Origin of the sequence: Amycolatopsis sp. NPDC006125 (assembly GCF_040614195.1) — a bacterium.
GTDB classification, from domain to species: domain Bacteria; phylum Actinomycetota; class Actinomycetes; order Mycobacteriales; family Pseudonocardiaceae; genus Amycolatopsis_E; species Amycolatopsis_E tucumanensis.
Genome location: NZ_JBEXTZ010000002.1, coordinates 40,611 through 55,897, shown reverse-complemented (window position 1 = coordinate 55,897; position 15,287 = coordinate 40,611). Strand labels below are relative to the sequence as shown.

Annotated in this window: 17 protein-coding genes; 4 read left to right on the top strand and 13 right to left on the bottom strand. The window is 72.1% G+C overall.

What is annotated here, in order from left to right; all coding sequences use genetic code 11:
* The first annotated feature begins 3 nt into the window (after positions 1 to 3).
* Positions 4 to 822, top strand: coding sequence for an IclR family transcriptional regulator (locus ABZ193_RS01550; RefSeq protein WP_039791106.1), 819 nt, complete (start codon positions 4 to 6; stop codon positions 820 to 822).
* Here ABZ193_RS01550 and ABZ193_RS01545 read toward each other — a convergent pair.
* From ABZ193_RS01545 to ABZ193_RS01515, 7 genes are all read right to left on the bottom strand, one after another.
* Positions 794 to 1,786 carry an amidohydrolase family protein gene (locus ABZ193_RS01545; protein ID WP_020415840.1) on the bottom strand — a complete coding sequence of 331 codons (993 nt, stop codon included), beginning with the start codon at positions 1,784 to 1,786 and terminating at the stop codon, positions 794 to 796. The genes ABZ193_RS01550 and ABZ193_RS01545 overlap by 29 nt on opposite strands.
* A complete protein-coding gene (locus tag ABZ193_RS01540; protein ID WP_354708442.1) occupies positions 1,783 to 2,841 on the bottom strand; it encodes an AMP-binding protein in 1,059 nt (352 codons plus the stop codon). The genes ABZ193_RS01545 and ABZ193_RS01540 overlap by 4 nt, the downstream gene beginning before the upstream one ends.
* Entirely contained in the window at positions 2,838 to 3,359 is a 522-nt protein-coding gene (locus ABZ193_RS01535) for a 3-hydroxybutyryl-CoA dehydratase (RefSeq protein WP_020415842.1), read from the bottom strand. The genes ABZ193_RS01540 and ABZ193_RS01535 overlap by 4 nt, the downstream gene beginning before the upstream one ends.
* Before the next feature lie 205 nt (positions 3,360 to 3,564).
* Complete coding sequence (locus ABZ193_RS01530) at positions 3,565 to 5,085, bottom strand: amidohydrolase (RefSeq protein ID WP_354708441.1); 1,521 nt, start codon at positions 5,083 to 5,085, stop codon at positions 3,565 to 3,567.
* Positions 5,082 to 5,498: a RidA family protein gene (locus ABZ193_RS01525; RefSeq protein ID WP_354708440.1), complete on the bottom strand. Its 417-nt coding sequence runs from the start codon at positions 5,496 to 5,498 to the stop codon at positions 5,082 to 5,084. The genes ABZ193_RS01530 and ABZ193_RS01525 overlap by 4 nt, the downstream gene beginning before the upstream one ends.
* Before the next feature lie 17 nt (positions 5,499 to 5,515).
* Positions 5,516 to 6,952: an aldehyde dehydrogenase gene (locus ABZ193_RS01520; RefSeq protein WP_354708439.1), complete on the bottom strand. Its 1,437-nt coding sequence runs from the start codon at positions 6,950 to 6,952 to the stop codon at positions 5,516 to 5,518.
* 76 nt (positions 6,953 to 7,028) lie between these two features.
* Positions 7,029 to 7,796 (bottom strand): enoyl-CoA hydratase/isomerase family protein, encoded by a 768-nt coding sequence (locus tag ABZ193_RS01515; protein ID WP_354708438.1) that lies wholly within the window; start codon positions 7,794 to 7,796, stop codon positions 7,029 to 7,031.
* A 103-nt stretch (positions 7,797 to 7,899) separates the two neighbouring features.
* Between ABZ193_RS01515 and ABZ193_RS01510 the strand changes: the two genes are divergently transcribed.
* Positions 7,900 to 8,658, top strand: a complete 759-nt coding sequence (locus tag ABZ193_RS01510; RefSeq protein WP_354708437.1) for an SDR family oxidoreductase — start codon at positions 7,900 to 7,902, stop codon at positions 8,656 to 8,658.
* A gap of 44 nt (positions 8,659 to 8,702) precedes the next feature.
* On the opposite strand, the gene ABZ193_RS01505 is transcribed toward ABZ193_RS01510, so the two are convergent.
* Entirely contained in the window at positions 8,703 to 8,897 is a 195-nt protein-coding gene (locus ABZ193_RS01505; protein ID WP_027935530.1) for a tautomerase family protein, read from the bottom strand.
* Positions 8,898 to 8,902: 5 nt separating this feature from the next.
* Positions 8,903 to 10,567, bottom strand: a complete 1,665-nt coding sequence (locus tag ABZ193_RS01500) for an MFS transporter (RefSeq protein WP_354708436.1) — start codon at positions 10,565 to 10,567, stop codon at positions 8,903 to 8,905.
* 154 nt (positions 10,568 to 10,721) lie between these two features.
* On the opposite strand from ABZ193_RS01500, the gene ABZ193_RS01495 reads away from it, so the two are divergent.
* The gene (locus tag ABZ193_RS01495; RefSeq protein WP_354708435.1) at positions 10,722 to 11,495 is read left to right on the top strand and encodes a fumarylacetoacetate hydrolase family protein; all 774 of its coding nucleotides are present in this window, start codon (positions 10,722 to 10,724) and stop codon (positions 11,493 to 11,495) included.
* 40 nt (positions 11,496 to 11,535) lie between these two features.
* Here ABZ193_RS01495 and ABZ193_RS01490 read toward each other — a convergent pair whose 3' ends face one another.
* On the bottom strand, positions 11,536 to 11,889 hold the full coding sequence (locus ABZ193_RS01490) for a hypothetical protein (protein ID WP_354708434.1): 354 nt from the start codon (positions 11,887 to 11,889) through the stop codon (positions 11,536 to 11,538).
* A gap of 68 nt (positions 11,890 to 11,957) precedes the next feature.
* On the opposite strand from ABZ193_RS01490, the gene ABZ193_RS01485 reads away from it, so the two are divergent.
* Positions 11,958 to 12,080, top strand: coding sequence for a hypothetical protein (locus ABZ193_RS01485; protein ID WP_255346828.1), 123 nt, complete (start codon positions 11,958 to 11,960; stop codon positions 12,078 to 12,080).
* A gap of 50 nt (positions 12,081 to 12,130) precedes the next feature.
* Here the strand turns inward: ABZ193_RS01485 and ABZ193_RS01480 are convergent, their stop codons facing one another.
* From ABZ193_RS01480 to ABZ193_RS01470, 3 genes are read right to left on the bottom strand one after another with little or no spacing between them, the layout of a single operon-like run.
* Positions 12,131 to 13,564: an alpha/beta hydrolase gene (locus tag ABZ193_RS01480; protein WP_354708433.1), complete on the bottom strand. Its 1,434-nt coding sequence runs from the start codon at positions 13,562 to 13,564 to the stop codon at positions 12,131 to 12,133.
* 26 nt (positions 13,565 to 13,590) lie between these two features.
* On the bottom strand, positions 13,591 to 14,310 hold the full coding sequence (locus tag ABZ193_RS01475) for an ABC transporter permease (protein WP_354708432.1): 720 nt from the start codon (positions 14,308 to 14,310) through the stop codon (positions 13,591 to 13,593).
* A gap of 11 nt (positions 14,311 to 14,321) precedes the next feature.
* Positions 14,322 to 15,206, bottom strand: coding sequence for an ABC transporter ATP-binding protein (locus tag ABZ193_RS01470; RefSeq protein WP_354708431.1), 885 nt, complete (start codon positions 15,204 to 15,206; stop codon positions 14,322 to 14,324).
* Positions 15,207 to 15,287 lie beyond the last annotated feature (81 nt).

The following is a 15,287-nucleotide window of genomic DNA, read 5'->3' as shown; positions in this document are numbered from 1 at the left end:
ATCATGAGCGTTCCCCGCGAGGCGAGCACCGGCCGCACGGTGGCCGGCCGGGTGTTCGCGCTGCTCAACGCGTTCTCCCAGGAGCGGCCCGCGCTCCGGCTCATCGAACTGGCCGCCGTGACCGGCATGCCCGTGTCGACCGTCCACCGCATCGCGACCGAGCTGGTCGAGCTGGGTGCGCTCAAGAAGGAACGGGACGGCGTCTACCGGATCGGCCTGCGGCTGTGGGAGCTGGGGGCGCTCTGCCCCGCGCCACGCACACTGCGGGAGGTGTCGCTGCCGTTCATGCAGGACCTGTACGAGGCGACCGCGGAGAACGTGCACCTCGCGGTGCTCGACGGCGACGAGGTGCTGTACGTGGAGCGGGTGTGGGGCCGCCGCTCGGTCGACGTGGTCACGCGGGTCGGCGGGCGGGCGCCGCTGCACGCGACCGGGGTGGGCAAGGTGCTGCTGGCGCACGCGTCGCGGGAGCTGCAGGAGTCCGTGCTGGCCGGCGGGTTGAAGCGGTACACCGCGCACACGATCGTGATGCCGGGGATCCTGATGCGGTCGCTGCAGGAGGTCCGCGCGACCGGGATCGCCCGGTGCGCGGAGGAGCTGTCGCTGGGCACGGTGTCGGTGGCGGCGCCGATCTCCGGGCCGGACCGCCGGGTGGTGGCGGCGTTGTCGGTGGTGTCGCACACCGTCACGCACGCGCGGGCGCTGACCGCGGTCGAACCTGCGTTGCGGCTCGCGGCGCTGTCGATCTCCCGGGAGCTGGCCAACGGTTACGACGGCATCGGCACTGCCGACGTCACGCCGATCCGCCCAGCAACGCGGTGATCGTGCCGGACTCGATCCGCGCGGCGTCCGGCCGCGCCAGCCGCAACGCGTCGACCGTCCCGAGTGGATCGGCGTCGGCCAGCTCGAACGGGTAGTCGGTGCCGACGAGCACGTGGCCGGCGCCGAAGTCCTCGACGAGCCTGCCCAGCAGCGGGGCCGAGAACGTGGCGGTGTCGTAGTAGAGGCGGCGCAGGTAGGCACTCGGCGGGTGCGGGGTGGTGCGGGCGACCGCCTTGCGGGACCAGCCGAGGTCGAGCCTGCCCTGCAGGGCGGGCAGGCAGCCGCCGCCGTGTGCGAGACACACGCGCAGGTCGTGCCGTTCGAGGACGCCCCCGAGGACCAGCCGGGACACGGCGAGCGCGGTCTCCATGGGGAACCCGGCGAGCTGCGGCAGCCAGTAGTCGGCGAGGCGGGCGCCGCCGGGCGTGCTGTTGGGGTGGAGGAACACGAACGCGCGGCGCTCCGCCAGGTACTCCCAGAGCGGTTCGTGCACGGGGTCGTCCAGCTCCGCGCCGAGCCCGCGGGTGCCGATGGCGATGCCGGCACAACCCAGTTCCTCCAGGCAGTACCGGGCTTCGTCGGCGGCTTTCCCGGTGCCGAGTGGCACGTGGCCGAGCGGATCGAGCACTCCGCGATGCCCGGCGAGCAACTCCGCGAGCGTGTCGTTGCCGCGCCGGACCGTGTCGAGGACCCTCCCCTCGTCGGTCGCGTCGGCGCAGGTGACGAACGGCGGCACCGACACCAGCTGCCGGGTGATGCCGGTGCGTGCCATGTCGGCCAGCCGCTCGTCCACGTCGTACTGGGCGGCGGGCAACGGGATCGGCGCGCCCTGCGGCATCCCGGAGATCACCGGGTCGATCCGGACCACCCCGTCGCCGCGCTCGGCGAGGCCCTGATCGGACAGCCAGTCCAGCAGCGGCAGCGGGAGGGCGTGCGTGTGCACGTCGACGACCGGGCGGTTCATCGCGTCCTGCCGAGGTGGTACAGGTAGCCGTCGTCGAGACGGCACAGGTCTCCCGTGCGAAGCCAGCCATCGCGGACCGGAGAACCGGGCGGGAACGCGTAGGAGCGCGCGATGTTCGGCCCGCGCACGCACAGCTCGCCCGCCGCGTCGATGTCGATCTCGATGCCGGGAAACGGCCGTCCCAGCGACGAGCGGTGCGGGCCGAGGTGGTCGTCCGGGGTGCTGTAGGCGATCGTCTTCGGCGCCTCGACCTGGCCGAACACCTGGCACAGCACGTGGCCGAACAGCGCGTGCGCGCGGTCGATCTCGTCGTCGGTCAGTGAGGTGCCGCTGTAGATCAGCAGCTTCAGGCTCGACCAGTCGACGCCCGCGGCCCGCGGGTGGTCCAGCAGTGCCCGGAACGTCGGCGGCATGGCCAGGAGCACCGTCGGCCGGTACGCGACGACGGCGTCCAGCAGCGCGTCCACCCCGGGCTCGTCCGGGATGGTGAACGTGCCACCGAGCAGCAGCGCCGGCAGCACGAGGTTGCCGAAGCCGCCGGACACCGGCTCCGGGCACAGCACCCGGGGGCGGTCCGGCCAGGGCAGCGTGTCCCGGAGCAGGACCGCGACCGCGCCCAGCGCCCCGCTCGTCAGCTCGACGCCCTTGACCGGGCCCGTGGTGCCGCGCGTGAACCCGAGCCGCACCACCACGTCCGCGGGTGCCACCTCGACCGGCCCGCCGGGCGCCGGGACATCCACATCGGACAGCACGGTCGCGGGGCCGATCCGGCCGAGCCGTTCGGCGAGCGCGGCGTCGTCCAGTGTGCCCGGCGGGATCCCGGCCGACCGGCGGCCTGCGACGTAGCACGCGGCGGTCACGAGCCACTGCAGCGGATCGTTGCGCCGGACCTGCACCACCGTGTCCTCGGACGGCAGCTTCGCCAGCAGTTCGACCAGGCCGAGCACCGTGGTTTCGGCGTCGCGATAGGACAGTGCGGTCCCCGCGTGTTCGAACGCCACCCGGTCCGGGTGTGCCCGCAGCGCGTCGAGGACCAGTTCGCCCGCGGGCCTCACAGGCGCTCGTCCGGCATGACCGTGCCGCACGCCTTGCACGTCCGCGCGTTGACGTCCCCGTAGAAGCGCTGGTACGCGCCCGCGACCGGATCCGTGCGGTAGTCGCTGACGTGCACGGCCTCCTCGTGCAGGAACTCGTCGCACTTCGGGCAGAACCAGCGGAAGCGGTCCAGCTCCCCCGGCCGCCGCAACCGCTCGATCACCAGCACGAACGCGTCGGGCGCGAACCGGGGCGAGTGCGCGATACCGGTCGGCGTGAAGATCGTGGCCCCCTCCGGGATCACCGCGACGTCCGAACCGCCCTCCGGCTTGCGGTAGTGCAGGTCCATCGAGCCGCGGACCATGAACATCACCTCGTCGCTCGGGTTGAGGTGGAACTCGCTGCGGTACTCGCGGCCGCGGGCGAGGAAGGCGAGCGACTCGCTCTCCTGCCACAGCACCTTGACCCGCTTCCCCGCCGCCTGGAGTTCGTCGGCGGCCTTCCGCAGCTCCACGATGGGCATCTTGCTGGGGTGCATCGGTTACCTCCTAGGTTGTGTTTCCAAGTGGCGGAGCCGCTTGTTCCTGCGCCGTCAGCTTGCACCGCCGCGGGTTCTGAGGCGGTTCCTCGCGAGGACAGCGCCTCCGTGGTGACCTGGCGGTCATGAGGAGGCGATCCCGGAGCGAGGGGCCGCCTCAGGTTCCGCTACCCGCACCGGCCCGCAAACCACTTCGATACAGGCTCTAGTCGAGCAGACCCGTGTCGTGGACGACCTGTCCGTCCACGATGGTCATCAGGGTCCGGACGTCGTCGACGATCGCGAGATCGGCCAGGTAGCCGGACGCGATCCGCCCCTTGATCGCCTGCTCACCGGTGTGCGCGGCGCCCGAGGTGGTGTACAGGCGGATGACCTCGGCGCGCGTGATCGCCTGTGCCGCGCCGACCACGCGGCCGTGCGCGTCCTGCCGGGTGGTCATGGCGTGGATGTTCTGCCACGGGTCGAGGTCGTTCACCGGGTAGTCGGTGCCCGCGGCAACGCCGTCGATCCCGAGCCCGTCGACGAGGTCCCGCAGCGGCACGGCCGCGTCGGCGCGGTCGTCGCCGAGGTGGCCCGCGATGGCGTCGCGGTTGCGCCACAGGAACGGGACCTGCGCGGCCACCTGCACGCCGAGTGCGCGAGCCCGGGCGATCTGGTCCGGCTGGATGAGGCTGGCGTGGATGAGCACGTCCGGCAGCGTGGTGCCGCCCCGGGTGGCCTCGTACACGTCGAGGGCGAGGTCGATGGCCGCGTCGCCGACGACGTGGGTGCCGACCGGCCAGCCCGCCTGGTGCGCGATACCGACCAGCTCGGTGAGCCGGGCCCGGTCGACGAACAACTCGCCGTGATGGCCGGGCCTGTTCTCGTACGGCTCGCGCGTGGCCGCCGTGCCGAGCGTCATGCCGCCGTCGACCTGGAGCTTGACGCCGCGGGTGAGGTACCGGTCGCCAACGGGTTTCGGTGGGCCCGCGGCGAGCAGATCACGCCACTCCGCCGCGGAGACCGACGGGTTCAGCTCGCCGGTCGGCGTGACCATGGCCGCCACCCGCACGGTCGCGGCGCCCGATTCGGCCAGGTCGCGCAGCACGTCCACGTCGGACGGCGGCAGCGCGCCGGCGACCACGGAGGTGATCCCGTGCTCGTTGAGCACCCGCATCGCCGCGGTCAGCTGCGCGGCCCGCTCCCCGGGTGTCCACGGCGGCACGATGCGGGCGACGGCGTGCACGTCACCTTCGACGAGACGGCCGTCGTGCCCGTCCGGGTCGATGCCCGCCAGCCGCAGCGCCGCGGTGCTGACCGACGCGGCGTGGCCCTCGGGCAGGAACACCGGACGGCCGCCTGCGGCACGGTCCAGTTCCGCGCGGGTCGGCGCCCGGCCCACCTGGAGCACGGGGTTCCACATCTGTCCCTGCACCCACGCGCCGGGCGCCTTGGTCGCGGCCAGTCCGGCCACCCGTGCCAGGGCCTCGTCGAGCGTGCGCGCACCGGCGAACGACACGAGGTGGCCGGCCATGCCCGCCTGCTCGAAGTGGCAGTGCGAGTCGATCAGCCCGGGGAGCACGGTGTGCCCGGCCAGCCGCACGACCCGCGTGGCCGGCCCGGCGAGGGCCGCGACGTCTTCGGTGGACCCGACGGCGGAGATCCGGCCGCCGGTGACAGCGACCGCCTCGGCGGCGGGTGCGCCCACCGCGTGCACCCGGCCGCCGAGCAGCACGAGGTCGGTCATGGCCGGGCCACGGCCGCGATGCACTCGACCTCCACCTGCACCCCGGTCCGGTGCGGCGTGGCGATCACGGTGGTCCTGGCCGGGAAGTGCGGGGTGCCTTCGAAGAACTCCCGGTAGACCGCGTTGAACGTCGGGAAGTTCGCGACGTCGGCCACGAAGCAGGTGCACTTGAGGATCGTCTCCCGGCTGCCACCGGCCGCCTCGACGACCGCGACCAGGTTGGACAGCGTCTGCTTCGCCTGCGCCGCGAAGTCGTCGGAGACGATGGTGCGTGTCTCCGGGTCGAGCGGGCCGGTCCCCGAGCAGTAGATCGTGTCCCCGTGCACGATCGCCTGGGACAGCGGCGCGGCGGTGCCTGCCGAGAAGCCCACGGTGGGCGCGTTGCGAGTACTGACGGCACGAATCTCGGTCATCTTTGCTCCCAGCTGGTTCACGGTGTGGCGATCTCCATGACGACGGCCTTCGGTTCGGTGAAGAACTCCCGGCTGTACGTGCCGCCCTCGCGGCCGACGCCGGAGTGCTTCGCACCGCCGAAGGGCGCGCGCAGGTCCCGCACGAAGAAACAGTTCGCCCAGACGGTCCCGACCCGCAGCGCGCGTGCGACGCGGTGGGCGCGGGAGAGGTCCTGGGTGAACACCATGGCGTTCAGACCGTATGGCGTGTCGTTGGCGGCTGCCACCGCATCGGCCTCCGTGTCGAACGGCAGCACCACCACGACCGGCCCGAAGATCTCCTCCTGGGTGACGCGGTCTCGCTGACCGGCGCCGACCACGACGGTCGGGCGCACCGACCACCCGTCACCGACACCGCCCGTGTGCAGGCGGGCACCGGCCGCGGTCGCGATGTCCAGGTACCCGGCGACCTTCTCGAAGTGTTCCCGCGAGGACAGCGGGCCGATCTCGGTGGCCCGGTCCTTCGGGTCGCCGAGCACCATCGCGTCGGCGGCCGTGGTGAACCGGGCCAGGAACTCGTCGAAGATGTCGCGCTGCACGTAGAGCCTGCTGCCGGCGAGGCACACCTGGCCCGAGTTGCTGAACACGGCCTGGACGGCCCAGCGGACCGCGTGGTCGAGGTCGGCGTCGCCGAAGACGATGTTGGCGCCCTTGCCGCCCAGTTCCAGGCTGACCGGTGTCAGGTTGGCGGCCGCGGCCCGGGAGATCGCTCTGCCGGTCGACGACTCGCCGGTGAAGGTGATCCGGTCGACGTCCGGTGACTCGGTGAGCGCCTGGCCTGCCGCGTTGGGCCCGTACCCGTGCACCACGTTCAGCACCCCGGGGGGCAGCCCGGCCTCGAGCGCCAGTCGCGCCAGGATGGTGGCGGATGCCGGGGTCTGTTCGGCGGGCTTGAGCACGACCGTGTTGCCCCAGGCCAGCGCGGGCGCCACCTTCCAGCTCGCCATCATGAGCGGGAAGTTCCACGGCGCGATGGCCGCGACGACACCGGCCGGGTCGTACTGGGTGTAGGCGTGGTGCCCGTCCGGCATGGGGAAGGTCTCGGCCGGGGTGAGCCGCGAGTGGTCGGCGAAGAACCGGAAGTTCCGCGCCGCGCGGGGCACGTCGTGGCCCGCGGTCTGGCTGATCGGCTTGCCCATGTCCGTCGTGTCGGCCAGCGCCAGCTCGCCTGCGTTGGCGACGATGAGGTCGGCGAGCCGGTGCAGGATCTCCCCGCGCTCGACGAAGCTCATCCGCGGCCACGGCCCGTCGTCGAAGGCCTGCCTGGCGGCCTGGATCGCGCGCCGCGCGTCGTCGGCCGAGCCGAGCGCGACCGTGGCCCAAGGCGCTCGCGTCCACGGGTCGACGGACTCGAACGTCGCCCCGTCCGCCGAGGCGACCTCCTCACCCGCGATGACGTGCCCGAAGGATTCCACCGCTCGTCCTCCCTTTCCTCGCTTCTCGGCTCACCCTCCGCCGCGGGCCGGGCTGTGCACAATGGTCCGTTTCCACTCACCGGGAACGCCCCCGTACGGTCTGGGACCACTCCCCCATCCGCCGCGCGAACTCCGGTGACCGCACCGCGCGGAGCTGTTCGGTGATCTCGGCGTCGATCGCCTCCTGGAAGGTGCCGGTCGCCGCCGCGATGAGCCGTTTCGTCGCCGCCGCGGCGGCTGGATCGGCCTCGGCGAGCCGCTGGGCCCGGGCGAATGCCTCGTCCAGCGGCGCGGGCACGATCTCGTCGAGCAGCCCGATCCGCAGCGCCTCCTCGGCGCCGACCTTGCGGGCGGACAGGGCGATCTCGGTCGCCCGCGCCTGCCCGGCCGCCCTGGCGAGCAGCCACGTGACACCCCAGTCGGGCACCAGCGCCATTCGGATGAACGGGCTCGCGAACACCGCGTCCGGCGAGCCGATCCGCAGGTCGCAGGCGAGTGCCAGCGCCATTCCCGCGCCGACGGCGGCCCCGTCGACGGCCGCGACGGTCGGGGCGCGGAACTCCAGCAGCAGCCTTGCCGTTGCGAACTCGCGTGCCATCCGCGCCCTGGCCTCGCCGGGGGTCTCCGCACCCAGGTCGGCGAGCACGTCCAGGTCGCCACCCGCGCAGAACGCGCCGCCACGGCCCGTGATCACCAGTGCACGCACCCGGTCGTCGGCGTTCAGTTCAGACAGCACGCCGGGCAGCCCGTCGAGCAGCGCGCGGTCCAGTGCGTTGCGGCGGTGCGGCCGGTCCAGCGCCAGCACGGCGACCCCGTCGGCGGGGAATGTCACGGTTGCGTCCATGCGGCGAGCGCACCGCACGCGCCGGCAGATCGCCAGCACCCGTTCTCACCCACCGGAAACGTGCGGTGGTGACGTCGCGGCCTGCGGCGGATGATCGCGGACGATGTCGACCTTTGTGGAGGAACACGTGACCGGACAGCTCAGCGGCAAGACGGCGATCGTGACGGGCGCGGCGTCGGGCATCGGCCGGGCGACCGCCGAACTGTTCGCCGCCCGCGGCGCGACCGTGCTCGCCGTCGACCGCGACGAACAGGGACTCGCCGAGCTGTCGATGGCCACGCTGGCCGTCGACCTCGCGGCGCCCGGCGCCGCCGAAGAGGTGTTCGGCCACTGCGCCGCGACCGTCGGCACGCCGGACGTGCTCGCCAACATCGCGGGCAAGGCCGGTGACCGGTCCGCGGGCGACACCAGCGACGAGGACTTCGAGTTCTTCGTGCGCACGAACCTGACGACGACGTTCGCGCTGTCCCGGCGGGCGGTCCAGGTGTTCGGCGGCGGCGGGGCGATCGTCAACACGGCCTCGTCGTTCGCGCTGACCGGGGTCGCGGGGTCGGCGCCGTACTCGGCGGCCAAGGGCGCGGTCGCGAGCTTGACCCGGCAGATGGCCGCCGACTACGGCCGGCGCGGCATCCGCGTGAACGCGGTCGCGCCCGGGCTGATCGAGACGCCGGCGACACGCGCGAAGATCGCGTCCGGGATCTTCGACGACCTGGTGACCCGCGCCCGGCCGCTGCCGAGGGTCGGCACCCCCGAGGACGTGGCGCGGGTCTTCGCGTTCCTCGCCTCCGACGAAGCCGCGTTCGTCACCGGGGTCACGATCCCGGTGGACGGCGGCTGGACCAGCACCCACTTCCGCGACTGAGTGCACAGCGAAGGGGGCCGCGGTAATCGCGGCCCCCTTCGCTGTCAGCGGGATCGGCGCTCGGCGATGGTCTCGTCGTTCGCCGCCCAATGCGTCGGCGGCAGTTCCCGCACCAGCACCCGCACGGACTCCCCCGGCACGCCCAGGCTCGTCACCACCGCGTGGTGGACCGCGGTGATCAGCTCACGCAGCTCCGCCTCGGTGCGTCCGGCCACCAGTGACACGTCGACGATCGGCATCCCGGTCACCGGCCCTGGCGAACGGGTTCGGCGGGTTCGGCGGCCGTGTCGCCGTCCAGGCTGACCTCGCCGAGGTCGACGCCCTTGGTCTCCGGCAACGTGAACAGCAGGATCACCAGTCCCAGCGCCATCGCGCCGACCGGATACCACAGGGCGGTGGTGAAGCTGCCGACCTCGGCGCTGATCGCGACCATCGTCGCGGGCAGCAGGCCACCGAACACGCCGACACCGAGCTGGTACGGGATCGACAGCGCGGTGGCGCGGATCCTGGTCGGGAACACCTCCGCCATCGCGGTCGCGGCGGGGCCCTGCGTCATCTGCGCGAGCGCGACCAGCGCCAGCAGCAGCAGCGCGACACCGAGCACCCGCCCGTCGAAGAAGTCACCGATCCCGTCGACCTTGATGGTGGTCGCCGACCCGTCCACCGGGTAGCCGGCCGCTTCGATGGCCGCCACGAGGTCGGTCTGCAACGACTCGCCGCCCGCGATCTCGGTGCCGTTCACCACGACCGTCGTCGGCCCGGACACGTCCTGCCGGTCGAACACGACCGAGTTGGCCTGCAGCACGTTGCGTGCCCGGTCGCAGTCCGAGGTGAACTCGGCCGTGCCGGCGGGGTTGAACTGGAACGAACAGTCGGCCGGGTCGGCCTTGATGACGACCGAGACGCTCTCCTGTGCCGCCGCGAGCGCCGGGTTGGTGGTCGACGTGATCGCGTCGGTGACGGGGAACGCGAGCAGCGCGGCGAGCCCGAGCCCGGCGAACAGCACCGGCCGCCTGCCGATCCGGTCGGACAGCCAGCACACGAACACGCACAGGAAGAACCCGATCAGCATGATCACCATGTAGATGGCGTTGACGGTGAACGAGTCGGCCTTCAGGTAGGTCTTCATCGTCGTCACCATGTACACGGTCGACAGGTAACCGATGAACGACTGCGCCGACGCCATCACGAACACGATCGCGATCATCCGCACCCGCGCCCGCGACCCGAACGCCTCCCGCAGCGGGGCCTTCGCCTGCGTGCCCTCCCGCTTCATCTTCAAAAACAGCGGGCTCTCGTTGAGCTTGCTGCGGATCCACACCGACAACGCCAGCGGCAGCACCGAGATGAGGAACGGCACCCGCCAGCCCCACGAGTCGTACGCCGCGGTGCCCACGATGGACTCCACGACGAGCTGCACCCCCAGCGAGAGGCTGAACGCGAGCGCGGTGGTGCCGGTGAGCCAGCCGACGAAGAACGAGCGCTGCCTGGCGGGCGCGTACTCGGAGACGTAGGTGACCGCCGCACCGAACTCGCCGCTGACCGCGAGCCCCTGCAGGATGCGGCACGTCACCAGCAGGATCGGCGCCGTGATCCCGATCTGCTCGGCGGTCGGCAGCAGCCCCACCGCGACGGTCGACACTCCCATCAGGACCAGCGTCATCAGGAACACGATCTTGCGGCCGACGAGGTCGGTGATCCGCGCGAACACCACCGCCCCGATCGGCCGGACGATGAACCCGGCGGCGAACGTGAGCAACGCGAACACGGTCTGCGCCGCGGACCCGTAGTCGCTGAAGAACTTGCTGCCGATGACCGGCACGAGCGCCCCGTAGAGGAAGAAGTCGTACCACTCGAACGCCGTGCCGACGGCCGACGCACCGACGACCTTGAGCTCCTGTTTGTTCATGGACGGTCTCCTCGAGCCAGCCGTGCCGCCCGCCACGTCGCGGGCGGCGGTTTGGAGCGACCGTAGGTCCGGTCGTGGCGAGAACAACGCACCCGTTTCCGGTGGCCGGAAACGACGGATGGTGTTACCTGGCCGAAACGTCCACAGTGGCGTCATGCCCGTGACCACGTGGACAGTCGAGCGGGCCGTCGGGGAACTGCGCGCTGCGGAGACCGGCCGCACCGCCCGTCGTCCCATCACCGACGACTGGCCGGAACTCGACCTCGCCACCGCCTACCAGGTGCAGACGGAGTTCGTGGCCGCCCGCGGCGAACGGGTGATCGGTGTCAAGCTGGGCCTCACGTCCCACGCCAAACAGCGGCGGATGGGCATCGACGCGCCTCTCACCGGCTGGCTCACCGACGGCATGGTCCTCGCCGCCGGTGCCCCGGTCCCGGTCGGCGAGCTGATCCACCCCCGGGTCGAACCGGAGATCGTCTTCACCCTGGGTGCCCGCCTGCGAGGCCCCGGCGTCACCCCGGCGACCGCCATGGCCGCGGTCAGCACCGTCTCGGCCGGGCTCGAGGTGATCGACAGCCGCTACCGCGACTTCCGCTTCACCCTGCCCGACGTGATCGCCGACAACGCGTCGTCGGCCCGCTTCGCCGTGGGCGACGTGACCCGCGATCCCCGCGAACTCGACCTCGCCCTGGAGGCCTGCGTGCTGCGCGAAGCAGGCGAGGTCGTCGACACCGCCACCGGCGCGGCCGTCCAGGGCCACCCGGCCAACGCGCTCGCGCTGGCCGCCAACGCACTCGCCGACCGCGGCCTCGCCCTCGAAGAAGGGTGGCTCGTCCTCACCGGCGGCCTCACCGACGCGGTGCCCTTCCGCCCCGGCCACCCGATCACCGCGGACTTCACCCACCTCGGCAGCGTCACGGTCGGCTGACCTGCTGAACGACCCCCGGCTCTGGTGGGTGCCCGTCGCCTCAATCCCGGGAGCGCGTGCCGTTCAGGAAGAAGCTCGCGGCGGTGGCGCTGGCTTCCTCCAGTCCCAGGCGGTGCTGCTGGTTGAGCGCGATCGCCTTCAGGATGGTGCCGGCGAGGAATTCGTAGAGGATCTCGACGGGCAGGTCGTCGCGCAGGACGCCGGTCTCGATTCCCCGGGCGAGGACGTCGTGGAGCGGGGCGGCGAGTTCTCCGTGTGCCGCTTCGAGTGTCGCCTGGTCGTTGGTGAGCACCGCATACCGGTCGCCGACGGCCACGAACGCGCGCAGGATCCGTTCGATCGCGTCTTCGACGGTCGCGCGTTCCAGGTTCGCGTCCGCGAGGCGTCGTGCCACGGCGTCAAGGGCGTCGGCCGTGAGGGCTTCGAGCAAGGCCTGGTCGTCGACGGAACTGGCCCCCGGGCCTGACCCTCGACGCGGCGAGCGGAGCCGTGTCCGGGACGCCGCCCCGCGCGGACAGCAGGCAGGTCACCGACGCGGCCGGGAAGGAGGCCACCGCGGCGTTCGTCTGGTTCGTTTTCCGCTGACCCGAAGAAGCGGTGCCACCCCAGGGACGGGGTGGCACCGCCGCCCATGGTCAGCTTTCCGCGGCGCAGAAGGTGTCGTCCGGCCGCTTCCCGCTCACCAGGTACTCGGTCACGAGCGCGTTCCCGCACTCGTTGGGCGTGAAGAGGTAGGCTCCGTGCCCGCCCTGGTCGATCGTGATCATCCGGGCGCGCTCGCCGAACGCCGCCCGCAGCTTGCGGGCCCCGGACAACGGCGTGCCCGGGTCACGCTGGTTCTGCACCATCAGCACGTTCGCCGGGCCGTGGCCGCTGATCCGCACCCGCGGCTCGGCGGGCGGCGCCCAGTACGCGCACGCCGCGATGTTCGCGCTCGCCGCGCCGATCAGCGGGTAGCGGATCCGGTCGACGGCCACGTCCAGCTGGTAGCTCGCGATCGAGCGCGGCCACGCCGAGTCGCCGCAGATCACCGCGAACCGGGACGCCAGCAGGTTTTCCACCCCGGTCACCGGTTCCGCCGGCGGCTTCGGGGCCCGGCCCTGCTCGAGCCCCTGCCAGTCCTCGGCCAGCTTCGTCAGGTCCGTCGAGTACAGGCCTTCGAACGTCAACCCGCGGAAGGTCGAGCCCGTGATGCCCTCGACCGGGGTGCGGTCCAGCCGCGCGGCCAGCTCGTGGAACTTGGCCGTCACCTGCGCGGGCGTCGTGCCGAGCCCGTACTCCGGGTGCTTCGCCGCGAAGGCCGCGAAGTCGGGGAACCGGTCCTCCATGCCCCGCCCGAAGCCGCGCATCGCGTCGATGTCGTAGCCGCCCGGACCGAGGCTGCTGTCCAGCACGATCCGGTCGCTGCGCTCGGGGAACAGCGTCGTGTAGACCGCACCCAGGTAAGTCCCGTAGGACGCGCCCAGGAACGACACCTTCGGCTCGCCGAGCGCCGTCCGGATGCGGTCCATGTCCCGCGCGGTGTTCGCCGTGGTGATGTACGGCAGCATCGATCCGGTCTCCGACCCGGCGCACTGCTCGGCTTCCCGCTTCGCGATCGCGGCTTGCTTCACGACGTCGGCCGGCCCGTTCGGGTACGGCAGGTTGCCGACCGCGATCTGCTCCGGCGTCAGGTCGCACGTCACCGGCGTGCTGTGCGCGACCCCGCGCGGGTCGAACCCGATGATGTCGTAGGAGTCGAGCACGTCCTGGGGCAGCTGCACGTACTTCAGCAGCTGCGGGTAGTCCAGGCCACCGCCGCCGGGGCCGCCCGGGTTGGTCAGCAGCACGCCCCGCCGCTTCTCCGGGTTCTTGCTCGGCAGGCGCGACACGGCGACGTCGATCGTCCGCCCGCCCGGGTCCCGGTAGTCCAGCGGGACGTTCACTGTCGTGCACTGCAGGTCCGGCGTCGGGAACGCCCCCGCCGGGCACGGTCCCCAGGTCAAGGTGCTCGGTGCGGCGGAGGCCGCGGGCACGGCGGTCGTCGCGCCGAGCACGGCGATCGCGGCCACCAGCAAAGCTTTGCGCATCGGAATTCCTTTCGTTCGCACCGCGCTCAGCGGCGCGGTTCCCAGCGGAAGAGCCGCGTCGCCAGCACGACCGCGACGAAGACCCAGGCCAGGGTCGGGGCGAAGAGGAGCAGGGAGCCGGCGGCCGGTTTCCCGCCGTTCCACGCGTCGAGCACCAGCTCGGCCGCCGAACCGCCGGGCAGCAGCCGCTTGAGCAGCGTCAGCTCGCCGGTGCCGGTGAGACCGACCCAGCCGGCCACCGCGATCACCCCGACGCTGATCGGCAGCGTGGTCACCTGCGCGTGTTCCGGCGAGTTCGTCAGCCCGGCCGTGGCCAGGCCGAGCGCGAGCATCATCACCACGGTGGCGACGACGGCGGCGGCCAGCAGCAGCGGGTTCGCCGGCTTCCCCGTGACCACGGCCAGCACCGCGAGCAGCACGGCGATCTGGACCACCGCGATCGCGGTGACCGGCAGCAGCAGTCCGCCGAGGATCGCGGCGTCCCCGGCCGCGGTCGAGCGCAGCCGCTTGAGGAACAGGTTCTGCCGGCGGGCGGCCAGCGTCGTCACCGTCGTGGTGTAGAGGCCGATGCCCAGCACGAAGAACAACGTCAGCGTCGCGATGTAGCCGAGGCTCCCCATTTCGGTGAAGGCGTCGTGCCGGGCGATGAAGAACGCGCTGAGCGCTGCCGGCAGCACCAGGGCGGTGACCAGCACGAGCCGGTTCCGGAAGAGCTGGATCAGCTCGCCGCGAGCGATCGTCAACACGGTTGCTCCTCTCAGGAGTTTTCGATGGCGCGGAAGACGTCGTCCAGCCGCGTCGGCCCGGCCTGCAGGTCGAGCAGCTCCACGGCCTGGTCCTGCGCCCAGGCGAGCAGCGTGTGCAGGTCCTTCTGCAGGCCGAAGGTCTCGACGAGGAACTTGCCGTCCACGCCCCGCGTGGCGAGAAGCGGCGGCGACGGCGCGTCGGCCGGGAGTCCGAAGTGGATGGTCGAGGGCAGCGTCCGGGTCAGCTCGGCGACGGTGCCCTCGCGGTGGAGGGCGCCCCGGTGCATGAGCCCGATGCGGTCGGCGCGCTGCTGGGCTTCCTCGAGGTAGTGCGTGGTGAGCACGACGGTCGAGCCGTCCTCGCGCAGCCGGTCGACGGCGTCCCAGAGCGCGTCCCGCGACTGGATGTCCAGGCCGGTGGTGGGCTCGTCGAGGAAGACCAGCTCGGGCGTGCCGTAGATGGCGGTGGCGAAGTCGAGCCGCCGCTTTTCCCCGCCCGAGAGCTGCCCGACTCTGGTGCCTGCCTTGCGGGTGAGGCCGGCCACGTCGAGCAGGCGCCCGACGTCGTCGTGCCGTCCGGTGAGCCGCCCGACCAGCCCGACGGTCTCGCGCACGGTCAGGTCGGCGGAAAACCCGCTTTCCTGCAGCATGATCCCCACCCGTGGGCGGACGGCGGCGCGGTCGCGGGGGTCCTTCCCGAACACCCGCACGGCGCCCGAGCTGGGCGCGCGGTGCCCTTCGACTGTCTCCAGGGTCGAGGTCTTGCCGGCGCCGTTCGTACCGAGCAGGGCGTACAGCTCCCCGCGATCCACTTGGAACGAAAGGTCCGTCACGGCGGGGAAGCCGCCGTAGGTGAGGGTGAGGCGATCGACGTCGATGACCGGTGTCGTGGACATGCCTCGAATTCCAGCGTGGACCGGCGCGGCCCGGCAGTGCGGCGGCGTCACCCGGATACATGACGTGGTGTCACTGGTGGT